Origin of the sequence: Methylocaldum sp. GT1BB (assembly GCF_051027545.1) — a bacterium.
GTDB lineage: Bacteria > Pseudomonadota > Gammaproteobacteria > Methylococcales > Methylococcaceae > Methylocaldum.
Genome location: NZ_CP194902.1, coordinates 5,094,490 through 5,113,608 on the forward strand (window position 1 = coordinate 5,094,490; position 19,119 = coordinate 5,113,608).

The following is a 19,119-nucleotide window of genomic DNA, read 5'->3' on the forward strand; positions in this document are numbered from 1 at the left end:
AGAGCTCAACTTAGTCCGGCCAAAGGACTCGATTCAGCACATGGGTATAAATCATGGTCGTGCTCACGTCCTTAGAGCGTTTTCCATCCCGGTGTACGGATTCGTTCCAGGAGGGGAGAACGTAGGTCGGCAATCCCTTGCCGACAAAGCCCTTCGCCGAGCCGATACGTCGGCAAGGGATTGCCGACCTACATATCCGAATCCCTTACACCGATCCGGAAAACGCTCTATGGCCGAGCAGTTCCTGGACGGTTCTGATATCGTAGCCCCCTTCGATCAGATAAGTGGCAAAACTATGCCGCAACGTGTGCGGCGTCGCCGGCTTGGCTATTCCGGCAGCCTGAACGGCTTTTTTCATGGCCCGCTACAATAGCTTTTCATCCACATGATGCCGCCGCTCGCGGCCGCTGCGCGGATCGATCGAATAGCTCCCGGAGGGAAACACATACTGCCAGCCCCACTCTTTCGGGCTTTGAGGATATTTTCGCGCCAAGGCTTGATTTTGCGTCGAGACAGATGGGGTAGGCTCTAATACAAAGTTAGGGAGCTGACTCTGTAGCACTCGATGCAATCGCTGAAGTTGTTGTCCGCGCCATCGCGCAGTTTGTAATCGATGTTTTGTTCGTTGGTATTTTCTATTGGCCCGGCTGGATTATTCTTCGCGTGCTTACGTTGGGTCGCTATCCACCGGCCCAATCACACCCACACAACCGCGAGTTGGTCGCCGTCGCGGCTTTTGCTGCATTGTTGACGGGTGTGACACTATATTTTTCGGGTTTCCCCGCGTGAAGACGTTGCTCTCTAACCCTGCGGTCGAGAGGGACGCTCCGCAAGCGGCGCGGCCGCTCGCTCCGCGCCCCTCACCTCCACGTTAGAGGCCGGCAAGAAAACGCATGACCAAGAACGAGTTCATTAACCTGATGCAGTACCCTCGCGAGTGGGTCGAATGGGGCATGCTCCCGGACGAACTATTGAATGGACAGATCGCAGAATATGAGCCGGGCAGTGAACGGGCCTCGCAGCACTACCGAAACGGTGCCTTCCACTTTTGGCTGCGGCGGGGACCAAGCAAAGATGTTCTTCTCAAGCTAGCCAGATTGAGTTTCCTTGACCCCGACCCATTGATGGCTGATTGGCTCCGAAAAGACTACATCGCGAAGGCAGAAAACGCTGATGGAGAAGTGTTGCGCGTTCTCAGACAGGAACGCCTCTAACAGGATGGTGAAAAACTCCCCGATCTTTCCCCTTACCCATCCCTGGAAGGCTTTTTTCGGGCGAGAAAGTGGGTTTTCCGCCGGTCTGTCGGGCCTTTCTGCCCCCGATTCAGGGCTTTTCCGTCCCCTTCGCCCGCCTCTGGGCAGACTTCGGGCGCACCCCGCCTCAGGCGGGCACCGCCCGCGCCACCACCGGGGTAAAGGTCATCAGGTTCAGCAACCGGGTCAGGTTATAGGCGGCAAAGCACAGGAGCGCCTGTCCGGAGACCTTGGCCAAACCTTTGTGCCGGGTTTTGCGGAAACCGCCGACGGTCTTGATCCAGCCGAAGGCTTCTTCCACCATTTTCCGGCGCCGGAGGCTCATCGCGTAGCCTTTACCCCGCGCGGTCCGGCCGTCCACGGCGCTGCCGCTTTTCTTGCGGGCCACATGCGGCTGGATGCCCCGCGCGAGCAGGCCCGCCACGAACTTTTCCTGGTCGTAGGCTTTGTCGGCCCCGACTGTGGCGCCTTCCGGGACCGTGCGTTCGACCATCCGTTCGGCGGCTTCGACTTCGGCCGTGCCGGTGGCCTGGGTGGTCTCGACATCCACGATCAGCCCGTGCCGATTCTCGGCCAGGGCATGGGTCATATAGCGCAGCTTGGCTTCGGTGAGTTCGCCTTTCTTGTACAGCCGGGCGTCGGGGTCGGTCGTGCTCTCATGGGTGGCGTTGCTCCGCTTCTCGCCGGAGAAGTCCACCTCGGGATTGCGCCCCGCCGGGCGGTCGGGTCCGCTGCCATCCTGGCGGACGAAGCTCTTGTGGGAAGCCCACGCCTCGATCAGGGTGCCGTCGACGCTGAAGTGTTCGTCCGACACCAGGCCCTGCCACTCGGCTATGGCCAGGACCCGGCGGAAAAAGTCACGGGCGCTGCCCTCCGCCAGCAAGCGGTCGCGGTTGACGCAGAACACGGTGCGGTCCCAGACCGGGTCGTCGATTCCCAGCCCGACGAACCAGCGGAACAGCAAGTTGTAATCGAGTTGCTCGACGAGTTGCCGCTCGCTCCGAATCGTATACAGCACTTGCAGGAGCAACGCGCGGAGCAACTTTTCCGGAGCCACCGAGGGGCGCCCGGTGTGCGAGTAGCGGGCCGCAAATTCATCCGACAGCGAGGCCAGAAGGCCATCCACCAACAGGCGCATCCGGCGCAGCGGATGATCTTTGGGAACCCGCTCTTCCAGGCTCACGTAGCTGAACAGGGTGCCTTGGCTGACATCTTCGCCGCGCATTGTCGTTCTCGAAAAAATAGAGCGGGTATTTTAACCGGTCAAAGACTTGATCCGCCCAATTCGGCGCGGCTGTCAGAGTTTTTCACCAGCCTGCTAACCATTTCTTGCAGCCGACGCCCGCGACACTGCATGGCTCGTCTGTGCCTCAGCGCGGGCGCGGCTGAAGAAAATCGTTAAGTGTCTTGCGGAATCACAATGGATGACTGAAGAAAATTATCTAAAAGATTTGAATGAATCTTTAAAGATGTTTCAAACATACTTCCCTGAGAAGAGGGAAGATGTAGACATTATTATTCTTCGAGGGCACCAGTTGGCTGAGTCATTGCTTTATAAATTTATAAAACAAAATGTAAATCACCCGGAGTATATAGACTCCTTTTTTATACGATGGGAACCTTTGGTAGCCCTAGTTAGGGCTATGAAGAACGAAAATACAAAAGAATATGATTGGGTTTGGCCGTCCCTTATGCAACTCGAAAGAGCGCGAAACCAGATAGCTCACAATCTCGAAGCCGAAAAATTGCAAATAAAGATAAGGGACTTTATCAATTGTGTACGTTCTAGGGTAAGTGAATTTGGCCAAATTCCGGGAGACGATGATTTAAAGAAAGCTATCTTTATTGTGTATTGTGGTCTTTCTACGGCTTTAGCTGTAGATAAATGGCCCAATATCACAGCAACTTATTTGGTTAGGGATATGGTTGAAGAGCATGGGCGTAAAACCATCAATCAAGGTTGTATTGATGAAAAGGACACTTAACAAGGCGTCCCAGCCGACGCCCAAAAGCGGCGCGGCTGAACTTTAGCGTTAGACGCCAAGGAGACATCATGACGGTAAAGCGTATGGACAACGTCGGCATCGTGGTGGAAGACATTGATGCCGCCATTGAGTTCTTCACCGAACTTGGTCTCGAGCTCGAGGGGCGCGCCCCAGTCGAAGGAGACTGGGCAGATGGCGTCACTGGATTGCGCGACATGCGCGTCGAGATTGCCATGATGCGTACGCCGGACGGTCACAGCCGGCTCGAGATGTCTCGATTCCTCGCGCCGCCTGTGGTCGCCGATCACCGCAGCGCCCCAGTGAACGCTCTCGGCTACCTACGCATCATGTTTACCGTGGAGGACATCGACGATACGCTCGCCCGTCTCGGCAAACGCGGCGCGAAGCTCGTCGGCGAAGTGGTCCAGTATGAAGACATGTATCGGCTCTGCTACATCCGGGGCCCCGAAGGAATTCTCATCGGGCTCGCCCAACAGCTCGGGCAGCAGACTTCCCGAGCGAATCCCGTGAGCCGTAAGCGTTGAGAACTGAAGCATTGGCGTCTAACGCCAATGTTAGCCGCAAAGGAGGTCATGCCCATGCCGAAGATCGACATCGCGGCGGTGCCCATGAGAAAAGGTTCTGGGTATCCCAGCCCATTCGATGTGCCATGCACTACGCGTACTCGGCGAAGGCTGGGTGACGCAGGTGGCCTTGAGGACTTCGGGGTCAACCTGATGACGCTGCCTCCCGGCGCATGGTCGAGCCAACGGCATTGGCACAGTCACGAAGACGAGTTCGTCTATGTACTCGAAGGCGAAGTCACGCTTGTTGAAGATCAAGGAAGAACTCTGCTGCGGGCCGGCGAATGCGCTGCGTTTCCAAAAGGCACACGTAATGGTCATCACTTGATGAATGAATCATCAGCAGTCGCGATCTATCTGGAAGTGGGTTCGCGGCATCCAGAAGATCTGACGACGTGCTCTGACATCGACATGAAGAGCGCGAACTCTGATGGACGGTTCGTTCGCAAGGACGGCACGCCATATGGTTAGCCGGCGGGAACGATATGTCCTCGTCGCGAGGCTAACAAGCGCGTGCAGCCGACGCGCGAAGACGCACGCGGCTGCACGCGCATCGTTAGCCGTCATCCAGGCATCGCACCGTCGATTTCGCAGAGTCTCGTTCGACTATCCGTTAGGGAATGAAGCTGATTGGTCGCAGTGATTGGCATTCCCTGTACGAGAACTTTCATGAGGTCGAACTTGGAGAAGAGTATGCGCAAGCTGATCGTTGCCGAACACATCAGTCTGGATGGCATTATTCAAGCCCCCGGTGGGCCTGAAGAAGATCCCAGCGGGGGATTCAGTCTCGGTGGCTGGATAGTGCCCTACGCCGACGAGGCCACCGGCCAAGCTGTGCAGGACCTGTTCGCGCAGCCGTTCGAGCTGTTGCTGGGGCGTCGTACCTACGACATATGGGCGGCGTATTGGCCGCGTGTACGGGCCGGCCACGCCATCGCTGACCTGTTCAACAGCGTGCCTAAGCACGTGGCCACGCACCGACCCGATACGCTTGACTGGCAGTATAGTCATGCGCTGGAGGACGATCTTGTCGACGCGATTCGCGCGCTTAAACACCAGGATGGCGTGAACCTATTGACGTGGGGAAGCGGCGATATGGTGCGCCAACTGCTTGCAGCCGGGTTGGTGGACGAGCTTCGGCTTCTGTTTTATCCCGTCGTACTTGGGCGCGGCAAGCGCTTGTTCGACGATGATGCACAGGTGTCGGCCTTCACCCTGGCGCACTCGACCAGCACTCCTGGCGGTGTGCTGATCACCCGCTACGTGCGCAGCGGCGAGGTGCGCACAGGGGCGTTCGAAGAAGTTGAGTAGGAAAAGCCAGTGACGCCTAACAAGCGGTTCCAGGCAACGCTATGTGCAGGGCGCTCGGACGCGCCTGAACCGCGGCGCCATGCGCAGGGCGCAAGGTTGTACATACAACCACAATACTCTACACTACGACAGTGTTTGAGAGATGTCTGTATTTCAATGTCAATGCTCTAGCAAGAGCAGTGAATCGCATTTGGGACGAGGCTTTCAAGGAACTTGGCTTGTCGCCTGCGCATGCCTATTTGCTCAGACTCGTGCTGGCGTCACCTGGAATATCCCATAAGGCGATCGCTAGTGAGCTAAAGCTCGAGAAATCTACTATCACCCGTTTTGTTGATTCGTTACAGGAAAAGGGGTTGGTCCAAAGATCAAAACTTGGGGCTGAAGACAATCGCGAACAGCGAGTGTTTCCTACCGACAAGGCCAAGAGCATGAAGGAAGCGCTGGAGGCAACATGCGATGCTTTATATAGGAGGATGTGCGGTAATTTGGGCGAAGCTGAAATGAAAGCCCTCGTGGCACAACTTCGCAAAACCGCTCGATTGTTGTCGTGATTTTTTTGCCCATAAAGTTGCTCATACAACCATTAATGGAGATACGGGATGAACCTTACAACTAATCCGATTACCGGATTCGAATCTACGGAAAACGATGGCAAGCCACTTAATGCTCTTGAGGAGTTTTACCGTGCGTTTAATACCCGAGACTTGGAACTCATGAGCGCCAACTGGGCAAATTCCGACGAGGCATCAATGTCCAATCCCCTTGGCGGAGTGCGTAGAGGGTGGGAAGCGATAGAAGAAGCATATTCAAGAATTTTCGCAGGCCCTGCCGAGGTGTATGTCGAGTTCTACGACTATACGATTCACCACGCCGGAATCATGTTCTGCGCTGTCGGTCGAGAAAGAGGATATTTCCGCGCTAATGGGAAGCAAGTTGACCTTGCCATCCGTACCAGTCGGTTTTACCGAATGGATTGCGGAAAATGGCACCAGATACACCACCATGGATCTATCGACGATCCTGCATTATTGGCCGAGTACCAGTCGGCCGTTCTAGGAAAATAGAACAAGAAGCCCAACCCATGATTCCGCCGGATGCTGCGCGATAACACCGCGCAGTGCCGGTGAATCCAAACCTGGAGAATGCAGAAAAACGCCCTACTCGAAAACTCAGCCCACAGACAATCAACAAGTTACAGACGCAAAAATGCTCGAAAACTGGTTTCTTCTACACCATCCTTAGGTGCCCAATGCTTACCCCGGATCACTTCAACAAGCTCGGCGCGCAAAACTTGCCAGGCTATCTTGGCATCGTCGTCACTCATGTGGGACCAGCGGAAGTACGGTCTGAACTCCAGGTAAAGGCGTCGCTCATGGCACCGAATGGTTTTCTTCATGCAGGAAGCGTCGTCGCGCTCGCCGATACCTCGGCAGGCTATGGTTGCGTCGCCAATCTCCCTGAAGAAGCCATAGGGTTCACGACGATCGAACTCAAGTCCAATCATGTCGGAACCGCCCGCGAAGGCATGATCGAATGTATCGCGAAGGCGGTTCACCTCGGCAAGACAACCCAGCTCTGGGATGCAATCGTCATTCACCGAGAGACAGGCAAGACCATTGCACTTTTCCGCTGCACGCAAATGGTTCTCTATGACAAACCGGGCACCTGAGCCTTCCATCAATGGACCTCCCCCGGTCTGCGGCCCGGTCGCCTCTCATGTCAAACCTCAGCCGGCGACAAAAGCAACGGAGGAGTCCCTCGTGAAATTTAGGAGACACATTGAATGATTCGTACGTTTGTGATCGTTCTCGCGGCATTAGGTTCGATAGCTGCCGTGGCATCGGCGAAGTCCTTGCCGCCGAATGCCTCGGCGGCAAGGACACGACAGGCAGATGCCCCCTTGGGCCGCATTGAGCCCACCCAGGCGCCGGTTACCGGTCAGGAGGATTTAGGTGATTTAGGCCAGCCTCGCCAAGTTCTCGCCCAGTTCTATCGAGCCATCAACAACCGCGACTTGAACTTGATGGCCCAAAACTGGGACCAGTCTGCGGAAGCGGTCATGGACAACCCCCTGGGCGGCGTCAAACGGGGCTGGCCGGAGATTCGCTCGGTTTACGAGCGTCTCTTCAGGTTCCGCTCGCAGTACCATTTCGAGTTCTACGACTATACGCAGCACGAGGCGGGCGATCTGTTCTACGTAGTGGGCCGAGAGCGAGGCTGGATCGAGGTTGATGGTACGAGGCTGGACTTGGCGATCCGTACGACACGGATTTTCCGCAGAGTGAAAGGACGGTGGCTGCAGTTTCACCATCACGGCTCAATCGAGGACCCAAACATGCTCGCGGCTTACCAGAACGCCGTGCGGTGAATTCGGGAATCCGAGATGGAAGAACGCCGTGGTAAGGCCGCTCGCCTGCGGTCGGGACAAAGTCTCCGGACCTCACGAGCGTCGTCGATTGCCCCCCTCCGACAAGAGGGGCGCGCCCCCCGCCTTAACCTTATGTCTAAAAAGGAAAGACGCATGGATGTTACTGCTATTCCCTTTGTAGAGAAGGTCGGTATATGCCGAACGGAAGAAGGAACGCTTACACTGCCCTTCAGCACGTCAACGCAAAACCACTTGAACACGATACATGCGAGCGCACAGTTCGCGCTTGCCGAGACAGCCAGTGGCGAAGCACTGCAACGACTGTTTCCCGAGCTTGCGGGGAAGGTTGTGCCGGTCCTGCGAGAATCCCATGTCAAATTCAAAAGGCCGGCAAGCAGTGCTATTTTCGCGTTCCCAGCCGTATCCGAAGAGGCCGTTTCAAAATTCAAAGAGCAGTTTGAAAAGAAACGGCGGTCGTCCATCACCGTCGATGTAGAGGTCAGAGACTCTGATGGTGTCGTCACATCGGTCGGAATGTTTGATTGGTTCGTGCAAGGCCCCCCGCAGGGGAAGACATAACGGGTCGCCTCGGTCGACGGCCTTGATTCCGCTTCGCTCCGGTAAGGCCGCGGCTGAGCTTGGTCACTGGGGGCAGGTATGTCACCGAGATTGGCACATGTCGTTTTTGCGCTGGCAATAGTGGCCGTACAGCGGGCTTGGCTCAAGAGTTGTGAAATACAGGGGGCGCTTACAATGGCTCCTACAGAATGGACAAACCGCGCAGTCAACTGGTGTAAGAAGAATCAGACCGGAAGACGTGCAGAGGCGCTTCGTCTTTGGCTTGGCTGCATAATGGAGGATGAGGATGAATACGGTCCAGTTTGTGGCCAGTTATAACCCTAACTTTCACTTCGAGAGAGGCACTCCGACAGCCGGCTTTGCCGCCTGTTTCCGCGCACCTCAAGCTTCACGTTGAGAATGTAGAAAAACGCCCTACTCGAAAATTCAGTCCACAACCAATCAACAAGTTACAGACGCAAAAATGTTCGAAAACTGGTTTTTTCCACAGCATCGTTAGGCGAATAAAAGCATGGGGACCCAACCGTATAAAGAGATTTTGAGCGCCGTCGCAATTGCTCTCACTTTTGCGGCCTTTGTTCCCTATATCCGCGCAATCGTTAGCGGCGCAACCCGACCCCATGTTTTTTCCTGGGTCATTTGGGGCGCGACAACCTTCGTTGTTTTTCTTGCCCAACTTGAAGGAAAAGGTGGAATTGGTGCTTGGCCCATCGGGGTTTCGGGAAGCATCACCATTTTTGTCGCGGTCTTGGCTTACGTGAAGCGCACGGACATTACGATCACAAGAACCGATTGGATGTTTTTCGTTTCGGCGCTGTCTTCGTTACCGCTTTGGTACTTTACATCAGACCCACTGTGGGCTGTCGTCATTCTTACCACTGTAGATATTCTGGGGTTTGGACCAACGGTGAGGAAGGCATATAGTTCCCCGCATTCAGAGTCATTGCTATTTTTCGCCTTGTTCGCGGCCCGTAATGTCCTCGTAATTTTGGCCCTTGAAAGTTACTCGGTCACGACGGTTCTGTTTCCCGCAGCTATAGCTGCGGCATGTATGTCATTAATGGCAATGGTCACAGTTCGAAGACGAGCATTAGCAACATGAAAGCACAAAACGATAAACCGCCTAACCACGCCGGTTATGGCGAACGTTGGGTGTCATGAAATGAGCACAGAGATCACCATCCAAAGAGCCACTGCCAAGGATGCAGTGGAAATCGCCGAAATGGTTGGCGAATTGCTGGCTGAAATCACGAACGCCATCGGAATTCAGGCGTTCAACTTCAACTTTGCCGAAACAGCATCTAGGCTGACGGACTTCATTAATCAAGAGAAATATTTCGTCTTTGTCGCTCGCAACGAAAATGGAAGGCCAGCAGGGTTCATTTCCCTTTATGAAAGCTACGCCCTCTACGCGGAGGGAGCATTTGGCACCATTCCCGAACTTTACGTTCGGCCGGAGTACCGCTCGGATGAATTGGGTCTTCGCCTTGTATCTCAGGCCAAGGGGTTCGGCTCGTCACGTGGCTGGACTCGATTGGAGGTAACAACCCCTCCCCTGCCACAATTTGACAGAACTCTGGCGTTCTATGAACGCGAGGGCTTTTCTATAACCGGCGGGCGCAAACTGAAGGTTTTGCTATGAAACCGGTCATTCAGGAGGAGATAACGGGATGCGGCATCGCGAGCGTCGCTGCACTCGTTGGAGTCACTTACAAACAGGCGAAGGCTGTGGCGAATAGTCTCGGCATTTTCGCGGAGGATCGGCGCCTCTGGTCAGAAACGCATCATGTTCGCACGCTTCTAAGGCAGTTCGGGCTTGATGCTTCGCCCGATGAGTCGCTGTTTCAGTCTTGGGAGTCTTTACCTACACTTGCCCTTCTCTCCACCAGGTGGCACTTGGAGCAGGGTCGGCCTTTCTGGCATTGGGCTGTTTTCTGGCGCGGGCCTCGTGGTCCCGTTGTGCTGGACTCCAAGAAGGCGCTTGCAAGCCATGTCCGCACGGACTTTTGGCGAATCAGGCCGAAGTGGTTCATTGAGGTCCATCGCACCCAAAAATCCGCTCCAACCAACTGGTAAACCGATGTGCGGTTTGCCAGCGGCTGAGCACAGGCGTTGGCCATAGTGTTCTACGATGGACTGGTTGTACCGGGAGCCCTTCTTCTGCTGGCTTCTGGAACCTGGATGATGATCGAGTTCTATGGCGGTTGGAATTTCGTGCAAGTTCCCTGGTTGCTCGGAATGGTTGTGCTCTTCGCCTTCGAGTTTGTCGAGGGCAATACGGTCACCCGCTTTTACCTCATGCGCCTGCGGCGCATCACCAGAGAGGCCCTGCAGGCGGGCGCGATTACGCCGGAGCTCGAGAAGGCCCGGGGCGAAGGGATTCCCACTTTCACACATTTTCTTGATCTGCCCATCCTATTCTTGATAGTCGCGCTTGGCGCTATCCGGCCAATGAGCTGGACGCTGTTTATTGTCGGCACCGTCGTTGCTATTGTCATCGCAACGGCGCTGACACTGTATATCCCGAAGCTGTACCCATGGGGGGAAGCGAAACGGGAGTCCTAACAAACCCGTCAGCACGGACGCGAATTCCGCGGTGTTCCATTTGCGCAAGTTCTTAGCAATGCTGGTGCCCCCGAAAGGTTAAGCTTGAAGCCAGCCGTGAGGAGTTCAAGGAAGAGGTCAAATGCGAGGGGCGCCGTTGAGCGGCTTACCAATCGGGTACGGTGGCACATCGGGAGCACGGGGCCTAGTTTGTCATTCCAGCCGACCGTTTTGCGCCGCGCTCCAAATGTCGGCTGGACTACCATGTTAAGGAAGCTCTGATTAAGCCCTTCGACAGGCCTGTCCTGAGCCTGTCGAAGGGACATGAACGGAATCCACTTGTTCAGAGCTTCCTCAAGGACGTAGAAATCCCCTCACTCAAAATTCAGCTCATGTAGAATGCCAGCGCACCCGCGTATTCCGCCGCATGGGAAGCGGCTCCATCGGCGGAATGCGGGAATACCCTATTCCGCACTACGGCCGGGGCGCACGCTACGCCGACACCCGCCCCGTTGACTATACTCGCCGCATCGTTTTCGTTACGGGAGGGGGAATCCACATGCTGAATCTGCAGAAGGGCTTTGGGATCGGCGATCAGTTCGTTCCCTGGGGCGCGACGCTCGAGGAAGCGTGCCGGCAGCTCGGCATTCAGCCGGGGCACGGTTGCCACAGGGCGGAAGAAGTCAGGCTGCTCTGCGCGAGCGCTTACGGCTTTGCGGCGGTGAACGTCCACCTGGAGGCACCCGCGACGGATCGCCCGGTGACGAGCGTCGATTTCGAGCTGGCGCCCGCAGGGACCGGAACGCCCGAGCCCGAAATCTGGGCCGCGCCCCTGTCCGAACGCTTGGGACCACCGGACCAGGTGAGCCGTTCCGAAATCCCGTCCTATGCCGATCCGGCCGACTGCGTGCCGTTCTATGCCCGCTGGGTACGCCCCGAGACCAGCGTCGGTCTCTCGATCTACGGCGGGTTGCGTAAAGTCGACGGCGGCCAATCCGCCGGCACCTTGTGGTTGAGCTGGAACGAGCAGTTGGCCGCGCAACCCTATATCGAGGAATGGCGTGCTCGCGTCGCCCGGCTGACGGCCATGGCCGAACGGCCGTCGCAGTTGCGGACCTTCGTGCTGGATTGGCCGCAGAACGCGTACTGGCTGACGGGAGACGCCACACCTCAGGCGCTGGCCGCACGCCAGGCGCGTATCAGCCTGTACCAACCCACACTTCTGGATACCCCTGCCAATATCGCCGCCAAGCTCAACCCGCACAGCTTCGCACTCTGGAGCAGCGAGTCGAACGGCATCTGGTGCGCCTCGACTTTGCGGGACAGCGTGATGTTCGAGCTCGGGCAACCGGTGCAGGCCACCTGGGTCGACCTGCAGCCGGCCAAAGGGCCCGGCTATGCGATGCTGCAGCTCGGAGTCTGGTCCGTTTACGGGCGACACGGCTCGCGCGCCATCCGCGACGCCGCGCAAATGCTCGCCGGCTTTCCCGGAGTGACCGTGAAACAGGAAGGGGGCTACGATTGCTGACTTATGACACGCCGGATGCGGGCGCAGCGCCCATGAAAATCGTCACGATCATACTTTTGGTACTCGGCGCACTGCTCGCGCTCGGGGTTTTCCTGGCCGCCCTGCCCTGGATCGATGTTGCCGTGCTCAATAGTTTTTTCGCCAAGGAAATCGCCACGAACTCAGACCTGCCATGGGCGGCGCCCGGCCGCAAGGCACGCTACTATTCGCTCAAATCCTGGGACTGGAACAACGGGATCACCCGCGTCCCCGCGTGGGGCTCCAACTCGTGGCGCAAGGAGTACCCGCTCGACACGGCAAACAAGGCCTTTGCCTTCCTAGAGAAACACCGCGCGATGAATGCCTGGCCCGCAGCGGGCACCTTCGAAACCTATAGCGTCTATGAACAGCTGCAGCCCGGCGACGTGCACCACCAGGACGATTACGGCAACACCATCGTGACCTATTGCCAGCGCGTGGCGCCCTATCGCTTCTTCATCGTCTCGATCGAACCGACGGTCATCGTCATGCAATCCGCGCCGGAACTGCCCGCATGGCAGGAGGAATACGTGCAGCAGGGATATTCGCGCGACAGCCGCTGGATACGGTGGTATATGAGCCTGCCGGAGCAGCAGCGCTTGCCCGACCTGGTCTGGCTGCAGAACCCGCTGGAGTTCGGCACCGAGCTGCCGCGCGGGAGCGGCTGGAAATGGTTCTCGCCCGACCTCGAACAACTGCCCACCGATTTGCCGGTGGTCGAGAGCGGCAGCGCCGTGATTCCGCTCAAGCACGGTCAACTGAAATTCCGGCCCGGCGAATCGGGATGGCATGTCGTGCGGGAATGAGTCCCATACAGCGAGCAGCCTGGATGAAATGCAGTGAAATCCGGGGAGGTAGAAGCGCCGATCATCCCGGATTCCGCAAGCTTCATCCGGGCTACGTCGGCTATACGGGCACTCGCGAGTCGGTCGGGAATCCATTCCAATCGCAAACGGTCATCCCAGCGCTCCTGGGATGACCGTTTGCGATTGGAGCGCCGAAGCCCCCCTTCCCGACGCCACGTCCCGGCCGAGCGTCTTCGTCGGAAGGGTCGCGACTAAAGCGACCGTTTGCGATTGGGAAAGGATTGCCGACCTACGAAGGCTTGAATCAATTCACCCCAGCCGAAGGCGCCAACCACTTCCGCCGAGCCTGTTTTGTCGTACGAACGAGAAGAAAACGCTCTAAGCGCCGGCACGGCTGCATGACCGAGAACCGGCGATGGGGACTCAGCCTGTCAAAAATGCCGGAATTCTCCGCCGTGGCTGTAAAGCGGCGCTCATTGGTGCGACTCGGGGGCATTGGTGGCGCCTTCGTACAGGTGATTTACCGGATTCAGTTGGGATTGCAAGGACCTGAACCGCGACTCCAATAGTTCCATGAAGCTGCGCCGGTCGCCGGTCCAGCGCATCGGTTCGCCCACGAACATATCGCAGAAAAACGGCACCAGCAGGCACTCGCCCTTGGGCATGGCTCGCCCCAGTCCGTGCGTGAACACGGGAACGACCGTCGCTTGCGGGCAGTGCATGGCGAGATGGGCGATGCCGGACTTCAGTTTTTGCATGGTTTCCGGCTCGCCCCGGGTGCCTTCGGGGAAGATGATGAGTACACCGTCCTGGGCCAGTATCTCGTGGCATTCGCTCAAGGGATCGTGATGGCGGTTCCCGCCGCCCCGCGTGACCGGCACGATGCCGATGAAATTGCGCGAAAACCATGCGAGCCAGGGTTTGCTGAGAAAGTAGTCGGCCGCTGCGGCGGGACGTACCCGGTGAATATCGCGCAACGGAAACAGCGATAACAGCACCAGGGTATCCAGGTGGCTGTTGTGATTGGCGGCAACGATCGCCGGCCCGCGCACCGGCAGCCGTTCCCGATTGCGGATATTGAGGCCGAGCACGAACAGGGTGACGGGACGCGCCACCAAGAGGACGAATAACAGGCGGAGCAGGCGCTGCATGATCAGTAGTGCAGATAACGGATGAAATGGAAGAATAACGGAGCGGTGTAGGTGAGGCTGTCCAACCGATCGAGGATGCCGCCGTGACCGGGCAGCAAACTGCCGCTGTCCTTGACGCCGATGTCGCGCTTCAGCGCCGAGATGACCACGTCGCCGACGAAACCGCAAATCCCGATCAAAAGCCCCGCCAACAACGACTCAATCTCCGTCAGCGGCGTCAGCCAGGGTGCGATCAGCCAGGCCAGCAGCGTCGTGGTCGCAACGCCTCCGAGGAAACCCGCCCAGGTCTTGTTGGGACTGACGTTCGGGACGATCCTGCGCCTGCCCAGGCTCTTTCCCCAGAGATACTGCGCGACATCGTTGAGTTGCGTCAGCACCACCAGAAACAGCAGCAGCGTCGCGCCGTTGTAATGCGCGCCCACCGGCTGCGGCAACACCAGCGGATAAGCCATGTGCGAGAGACAGAACACGGTGGTCATCAAACCCCAGCTGATGATGCCGGCCGATCGCAGAAACCCCTGTGTATCGCCGGCCAGCACCATGCGCAACGGCAGGAACAGGAACATGTATACCGGAATGAAGATGATGAACATGCCGTACCAAGCCATGTGCACCCAGTAGTACTGAACCGGGATGGCGAGATAGGCCCAGAACAGAACGCGATAATCGGCACGGCGCGTCGGGATCAGCGAAAGGTATTCCTTGAAGGCGAGAAAGCTCACCAGCCCCAGCACCACCACCGCCATCGACGGACTGGACACCACCACCAGGCAGAACACGGCGACGATCAGCCACCAGGTGCGTACACGCAGCCGCAGCTCGGTGTAGTCCTTGTTCGGATACCGCTTCGGGAGCAGGAAAGTGATTATCGAAGCGATGGCGAGCAGCAGGAAGATGCCGGCCAGCGCATACAGCAACACATCGGGCAGGTGCGTCAAATTCATGCTTGAACCTCCCCCAGGAGCGCGCGAGCGCGGTTCAACACGGTAGCGAGCGACAACAGGGCGACGATCATCAGCACAATATTGAGCCAGGATGCGGCAGGCAAACCCAGCCCGATCACCAACCCGCAAGCGCCGAACACGAACGCGCGGTCGCTCTTGCCCATGGGACCGTCATAGCGGCGCGAGGCGCCGACCGTCACGGCGCACACGCCGACGAACTCGGTCAGCCAGGCCAGCAAGACCACGGCCACCGCCAGCCAGGCATGGACGCCTGGCAAAATCGCGAACGCCAGATACAGCGCGGCATCGGAGACCAAATCTCCCGCTTCGTTGAGCAGCCCGCCCAGCGCGCTTTGCTGGTCGTACTGCCGCGCCAGCATGCCGTCGATGGCATTGAGCGCCATGCGCACGAACAAAAAGACCGGCAAGCTCAGCCACAATGACGCGCTCTGCGGAAACCACGCCAGCGCCGCGCCCAGAGCGACGGAAAGCGCCGCCGCCAATACCGTGATCTGATTGGCCGTAACACCGATAGCCGCCAGTTTTCGAACGATGCCGCTCAGGCTTTGCTGGAACAGGGGTTTGAGTTGGTAAATGCTGGGCATGATGTTGTCCTTATTCTTTTTTTTGAAGCTTCGGAGTTCATTTTTCTGGGCATAGCTGGTCCGCCTCGCGCAAGACGGTTCTCAAGCTGTTCAATGCACCTCAAATCAACGCCTAGGAAACCCGGCATAGTTTGCCAGTAAAACGAATGTCCCACCTATTGCGAAATATCACGACTCATACGGCCTAATTGTTTTACGACCAGAGGGTCTGCGTACCTAGGTCATACTTGAAGGAAAGACATGGCTATTGATCACCCACAACTTCAGCGCTTTCGCAAGCAAACGGCCATATTGCGGTAAGCCGCGGACAATTGGAATTCGAATGGCGGCATCTCATCAGTCGGTTGGAAACGCGCGATCCGAGATGACTGGGATCATCGGCGTTCGCACCCCGGAGCCATACCCGCTTTGTGTTACCCGGCACCCGGCAGTATTGCCGAATTGGCAAATGGGTACGGCGGGAAACGGTCGGGCTTATTTGTAGATATCTGTGGATATATTCCCGGTGGAGAGGTGTCACACAAGGAATGGCTGACAGGTTTCGATCAAAGGAGTGATTCAAACATGGACACGCAGCGTATTTTCAACCCGCGCATTTTCTCCGGGGTTTTGGCCTTTGCGATGCTGGGTGGGCTTTGTTCGTCTTGTGCAACGATGGAGGCCGACCGGGCGAGGGACACCGAGCAATTGCTGGCCGCGGCAGGGTTCAAGGTAAAACCCGCCGACACCCCGGACAAGCTCGCCCATGTTAAGAGCCTGACCCAGCACAAGCTGGTGCCGCACGAGAAGGACGGCACGGTGTATTACGTCTACGCCGATGCCACGACGTGCCGGTGCGTTTACTGGGGGCCGGAGGAGGCTTACCAGCGCTACCAGCGATTGGCAACGCAACAGAGAATCGCCGAAGATCAAAGAATGGCCGCCGAAATGAACGAGGATGCCGCCATGAATTGGGAACTGTGGGGACCGGGATACTGGTGGGCTTATTGATTTGCGGAAGCAAAGGGGCCCGTAGGTTTGGCCATCGCGGTCCTTCTTTTTTGGGGGCAGACTTTTGCTATAGGTCTAGATCTCTTCGCGCGAAACGACGATGCCGAGTGAAACGGAAGCCGCCGAAATGAACGGTAAACGTCTGATCCGTCCACTGACCCTTTAGAGAATCCGGACGAGCGGAAATAAGCCATGCTGCACAGGCAACTCTGTTCGGTTCGAAACATCATCCTTGCCGCGTTCTTGCTCTCGGCAGTGTCGGGCGCGACGGCAACCTGGGACCATGCGCACGGCGATGCCGCCAACAGGGGATTCGTCAATGTGGATACGGCACCCGCCGCAAACGACCTGGTGCGTGTCGCCGATCTCGGCTCGTTTGCAATAGGCGCCGGCCCCGTCATCGCCGCGGACGGTACGGTTTATCTCGGCAATCGGGCCGGTCTGCTGAAAGCGTTCGCACCGGACGGTACGTTGAAATGGACGCGCGACACGCCAGGCCATGAAATCGTGGCCTCGCCGGTCATCGGCGCCGATGGCTCGATCTATGTGATCGGCGCGAGGACCGTGCGCGATCATCGCGGCGGCCAGGTAGTCACCCGTAACGAGTTGACCCTGTATCGATTCACTTCCACCGCCGCCATGCTTTGGGCGGCCCCCTTTCCGGAAGGCACCCTCACGCCGGCTCAATTCGGAACGGGTGTGACGAGCGCGGCGCCCAACATCTGGCGCTCCGGTGCGACCGAAGTCATCCTCGTGCCGGTCCTTCACCGTAGCTACAACGGCCACGTGATCAGCATCGTGGCGTTTTCCACCGGCGGCGGCGTTCTGTTCAACCAGCCGGTCACCACCGTGGATTACGGCGACATAACGGGCGGCGCGAGCGTCGGCGAGACTTTGTGTGGGATATTCTTCTTTCTTCCTCCTTGTTTTCTCGAGGAAACGGTACCGATACCGGAGCCCAACGAATTGCCGCCCGAAGTCAATCCGCCAATGCCGAGCGTGGCCCTGTTCACATCGATCGGTAACGAGCCGTTCGTGGTCGTTGCCGACAATTATCAGAACATCGTCGGCTACACCTTCTCGCCAGAGGCCGGCTTCCAAGAGAACTTCCGCAAGCACATCACCAACGATGAAAGGGGAATCAGCATGTCCTCGCCCGTCATGCTCGGCGACGGGCATTCGGTCGTGCGCGGCAATTCGGATTCGCAAGGCTGGGTTCTATTCGCCGGGCCGCATCCGGTCAATTGGACGGAAGTCGTCGTACCCCACACCGGCACGACGCCGACGATCACCGGAGACGGCAAGATCGTCATGGTGGACCGAGCCGGCGGAGTCACCTTGGTGAGCACCTATCCGAACGTGGGCGTCGTTGATCCGCACATCCCGCTCGCGTCGGAATCGATCGCGCCCGCGGCGGCATCGCGCACTCATATTTTCGTCTCGGGCGTGGACAAGCTGTACACCATCGACGCGGCAAGCCTTCAAGTGGTGGAGGAGTTCCTCTGGGAAGGCGGCGGCCTCTCGTCGCCGGCGATCTCCGCCAACGGAAGGGTCTATGCGCTCGCGGGCGACACGCTCTATGGCTTTCCGGCGCCGCCGTCGCGTTGTCCTCCCGGAAGCCTGTGCCCGGGCACGGTACGTCCTCCGATCGCGCCGGCATCAGCGAGACCCTGACGGCCGTTGTTGCTGATCACGGCGCCAAGCGTAAAGTAATGGGCGCACCACCAATATCCCCGGAAACTCACCGTGCCGGGCGGGTCAGCCTGTGAACGGGTCGGGCTTTCGTATTGGCTTCGGATTGTGCCAAGTGATTCGTTTTGTGAAACGGAAACGGCCGAAGTCAAACAATAAACGCCTCAACTAGCCATCAACATATACACCTCGAAGCTGCGAACTCTTGCGTCGTTCTCGGTGTCGGTTTTTGGTTGAACAACAGTTAAAAAGTAGCGGCTATGAGGCTCTGGAGTCTGCATCCGAAATATCTCGACCCATGCGGTCTGGTCACATTGTGGCGGGAGGCCCTGCTTGCCCAGGCCGTACTCGAAGGAAAAACGAAGGGCTACGTTCATCACCCGCAACTTCATCGTTTTCGCACCCAGCCTGACCCGGTCGGATTCCTTGCCGAGTACCTAAGGGCGGTCTACGCGGAGGCGGCAAGCCGCGGCTACCGGTTTACGGCGACAAAGATCAGTCGCTCGCAGGCAGACGGCCGTATCGCGGTAAGCCGCGGACAATTGGAATTCGAGTGGCTGCATCTACTGAGTAAGTTGGAAGCACGCGATCCGGGATGGCTGGCTAGGATCGCCCGCGTCCGCATTCCGGAACCGCACCCGCTTTTTTACACTGTGCCTGGCGGCATCGCCGAATGGGAGAAAGGGCACGGCGACGCCCGACAACCGGGTGCAGCCGGCTCTTGAGGTCCGCCCTCGGACCATCGTCCCGCCTCACCACTT

22 protein-coding genes and 1 pseudogene are annotated in these 19,119 nt (G+C 57.7%); 18 read left to right on the forward strand and 5 right to left on the reverse strand.

The features are described 5' to 3' along the window. Positions 1–229: 229 nt before the first annotated feature. A pseudogene (locus ACR2TX_RS23825) lies at positions 230–496 on the reverse strand (tyrosine-type recombinase/integrase); the annotation flags it as partial. Positions 497–893: 397 nt separating this feature from the next. On the opposite strand from ACR2TX_RS23825, the gene ACR2TX_RS23830 reads away from it, so the two are divergent. After that, positions 894–1,214, forward strand: a complete 321-nt coding sequence (locus ACR2TX_RS23830; RefSeq protein ID WP_077728764.1) for a hypothetical protein — start codon at positions 894–896, stop codon at positions 1,212–1,214. 166 nt (positions 1,215–1,380) lie between these two features. Here ACR2TX_RS23830 and ACR2TX_RS23835 read toward each other — a convergent pair whose 3' ends face one another. Further along, complete coding sequence (locus ACR2TX_RS23835) at positions 1,381–2,478, reverse strand: IS5 family transposase (RefSeq protein WP_434130828.1); 1,098 nt, start codon at positions 2,476–2,478, stop codon at positions 1,381–1,383. Positions 2,479–2,677: 199 nt separating this feature from the next. On the opposite strand from ACR2TX_RS23835, the gene ACR2TX_RS23840 reads away from it, so the two are divergent. The 14 genes from ACR2TX_RS23840 (at position 2,678) to ACR2TX_RS23905 (ending at position 12,976) form a co-directional block, all read left to right on the forward strand. Continuing rightward, positions 2,678–3,238: a hypothetical protein gene (locus ACR2TX_RS23840; protein ID WP_077728763.1), complete on the forward strand. Its 561-nt coding sequence runs from the start codon at positions 2,678–2,680 to the stop codon at positions 3,236–3,238. Between the two features lie 68 nt (positions 3,239–3,306). Continuing rightward, positions 3,307–3,783: a VOC family protein gene (locus tag ACR2TX_RS23845; RefSeq protein ID WP_077728762.1), complete on the forward strand. Its 477-nt coding sequence runs from the start codon at positions 3,307–3,309 to the stop codon at positions 3,781–3,783. Positions 3,784–3,837: 54 nt separating this feature from the next. Then, on the forward strand, positions 3,838–4,293 hold the full coding sequence (locus ACR2TX_RS23850) for a cupin domain-containing protein (RefSeq protein WP_077728918.1): 456 nt from the start codon (positions 3,838–3,840) through the stop codon (positions 4,291–4,293). A 222-nt stretch (positions 4,294–4,515) separates the two neighbouring features. Further along, entirely contained in the window at positions 4,516–5,133 is a 618-nt protein-coding gene (locus tag ACR2TX_RS23855) for a dihydrofolate reductase family protein (RefSeq protein ID WP_434130830.1), read from the forward strand. Positions 5,134–5,312: 179 nt separating this feature from the next. Then, positions 5,313–5,684, forward strand: coding sequence for a MarR family winged helix-turn-helix transcriptional regulator (locus ACR2TX_RS23860; protein WP_168175345.1), 372 nt, complete (start codon positions 5,313–5,315; stop codon positions 5,682–5,684). Between the two features lie 48 nt (positions 5,685–5,732). Continuing rightward, on the forward strand, positions 5,733–6,197 hold the full coding sequence (locus ACR2TX_RS23865) for a YybH family protein (protein ID WP_077728759.1): 465 nt from the start codon (positions 5,733–5,735) through the stop codon (positions 6,195–6,197). Positions 6,198–6,382: 185 nt separating this feature from the next. Then, a complete protein-coding gene (locus ACR2TX_RS23870; protein WP_077728758.1) occupies positions 6,383–6,802 on the forward strand; it encodes a PaaI family thioesterase in 420 nt (139 codons plus the stop codon). 114 nt (positions 6,803–6,916) lie between these two features. Next, positions 6,917–7,501, forward strand: coding sequence for a YybH family protein (locus ACR2TX_RS23875; RefSeq protein ID WP_434130832.1), 585 nt, complete (start codon positions 6,917–6,919; stop codon positions 7,499–7,501). Positions 7,502–7,654: 153 nt separating this feature from the next. Beyond that, positions 7,655–8,080 (forward strand): PaaI family thioesterase, encoded by a 426-nt coding sequence (locus ACR2TX_RS23880; protein WP_434130834.1) that lies wholly within the window; start codon positions 7,655–7,657, stop codon positions 8,078–8,080. A 511-nt stretch (positions 8,081–8,591) separates the two neighbouring features. After that, positions 8,592–9,182: a hypothetical protein gene (locus ACR2TX_RS23885; protein WP_077728755.1), complete on the forward strand. Its 591-nt coding sequence runs from the start codon at positions 8,592–8,594 to the stop codon at positions 9,180–9,182. Between the two features lie 60 nt (positions 9,183–9,242). Next, on the forward strand, positions 9,243–9,722 hold the full coding sequence (locus ACR2TX_RS23890; RefSeq protein ID WP_077728917.1) for a GNAT family N-acetyltransferase: 480 nt from the start codon (positions 9,243–9,245) through the stop codon (positions 9,720–9,722). A 479-nt stretch (positions 9,723–10,201) separates the two neighbouring features. Continuing rightward, the gene (locus tag ACR2TX_RS23895; RefSeq protein WP_434130835.1) at positions 10,202–10,645 is read left to right on the forward strand and encodes a DUF2269 family protein; all 444 of its coding nucleotides are present in this window, start codon (positions 10,202–10,204) and stop codon (positions 10,643–10,645) included. Between the two features lie 406 nt (positions 10,646–11,051). Further along, positions 11,052–12,152, forward strand: a complete 1,101-nt coding sequence (locus ACR2TX_RS23900) for a hypothetical protein (RefSeq protein WP_086134316.1) — start codon at positions 11,052–11,054, stop codon at positions 12,150–12,152. Continuing rightward, positions 12,146–12,976: a hypothetical protein gene (locus tag ACR2TX_RS23905; RefSeq protein ID WP_434130836.1), complete on the forward strand. Its 831-nt coding sequence runs from the start codon at positions 12,146–12,148 to the stop codon at positions 12,974–12,976. Before ACR2TX_RS23900 ends, ACR2TX_RS23905 begins: the two co-directional genes overlap by 7 nt. A gap of 473 nt (positions 12,977–13,449) precedes the next feature. Here the strand turns inward: ACR2TX_RS23905 and ACR2TX_RS23910 are convergent, their stop codons facing one another. From ACR2TX_RS23910 to ACR2TX_RS23920, 3 genes are read right to left on the reverse strand one after another with little or no spacing between them, the layout of a single operon-like run. Continuing rightward, positions 13,450–14,127, reverse strand: a complete 678-nt coding sequence (locus ACR2TX_RS23910; RefSeq protein WP_077729463.1) for a lysophospholipid acyltransferase family protein — start codon at positions 14,125–14,127, stop codon at positions 13,450–13,452. A 2-nt stretch (positions 14,128–14,129) separates the two neighbouring features. Next, positions 14,130–15,071: a phosphatidate cytidylyltransferase gene (locus ACR2TX_RS23915; RefSeq protein ID WP_156880707.1), complete on the reverse strand. Its 942-nt coding sequence runs from the start codon at positions 15,069–15,071 to the stop codon at positions 14,130–14,132. Next, a complete protein-coding gene (locus ACR2TX_RS23920; protein ID WP_156880706.1) occupies positions 15,068–15,676 on the reverse strand; it encodes a CDP-alcohol phosphatidyltransferase family protein in 609 nt (202 codons plus the stop codon). Before ACR2TX_RS23920 ends, ACR2TX_RS23915 begins: the two co-directional genes overlap by 4 nt. A 564-nt stretch (positions 15,677–16,240) precedes the next feature. Here ACR2TX_RS23920 and ACR2TX_RS23925 point away from each other — a divergent pair. From ACR2TX_RS23925 to ACR2TX_RS23935, 3 genes are all read left to right on the forward strand, one after another. After that, on the forward strand, positions 16,241–16,666 hold the full coding sequence (locus ACR2TX_RS23925) for a hypothetical protein (protein ID WP_205780704.1): 426 nt from the start codon (positions 16,241–16,243) through the stop codon (positions 16,664–16,666). A 192-nt stretch (positions 16,667–16,858) separates the two neighbouring features. After that, the gene (locus tag ACR2TX_RS23930; RefSeq protein WP_434113781.1) at positions 16,859–18,340 is read left to right on the forward strand and encodes a PQQ-binding-like beta-propeller repeat protein; all 1,482 of its coding nucleotides are present in this window, start codon (positions 16,859–16,861) and stop codon (positions 18,338–18,340) included. A 278-nt stretch (positions 18,341–18,618) separates the two neighbouring features. Beyond that, positions 18,619–19,083 (forward strand): pyrimidine dimer DNA glycosylase/endonuclease V, encoded by a 465-nt coding sequence (locus ACR2TX_RS23935; RefSeq protein ID WP_077729456.1) that lies wholly within the window; start codon positions 18,619–18,621, stop codon positions 19,081–19,083. Positions 19,084–19,119: the final 36 nt, after the last annotated feature.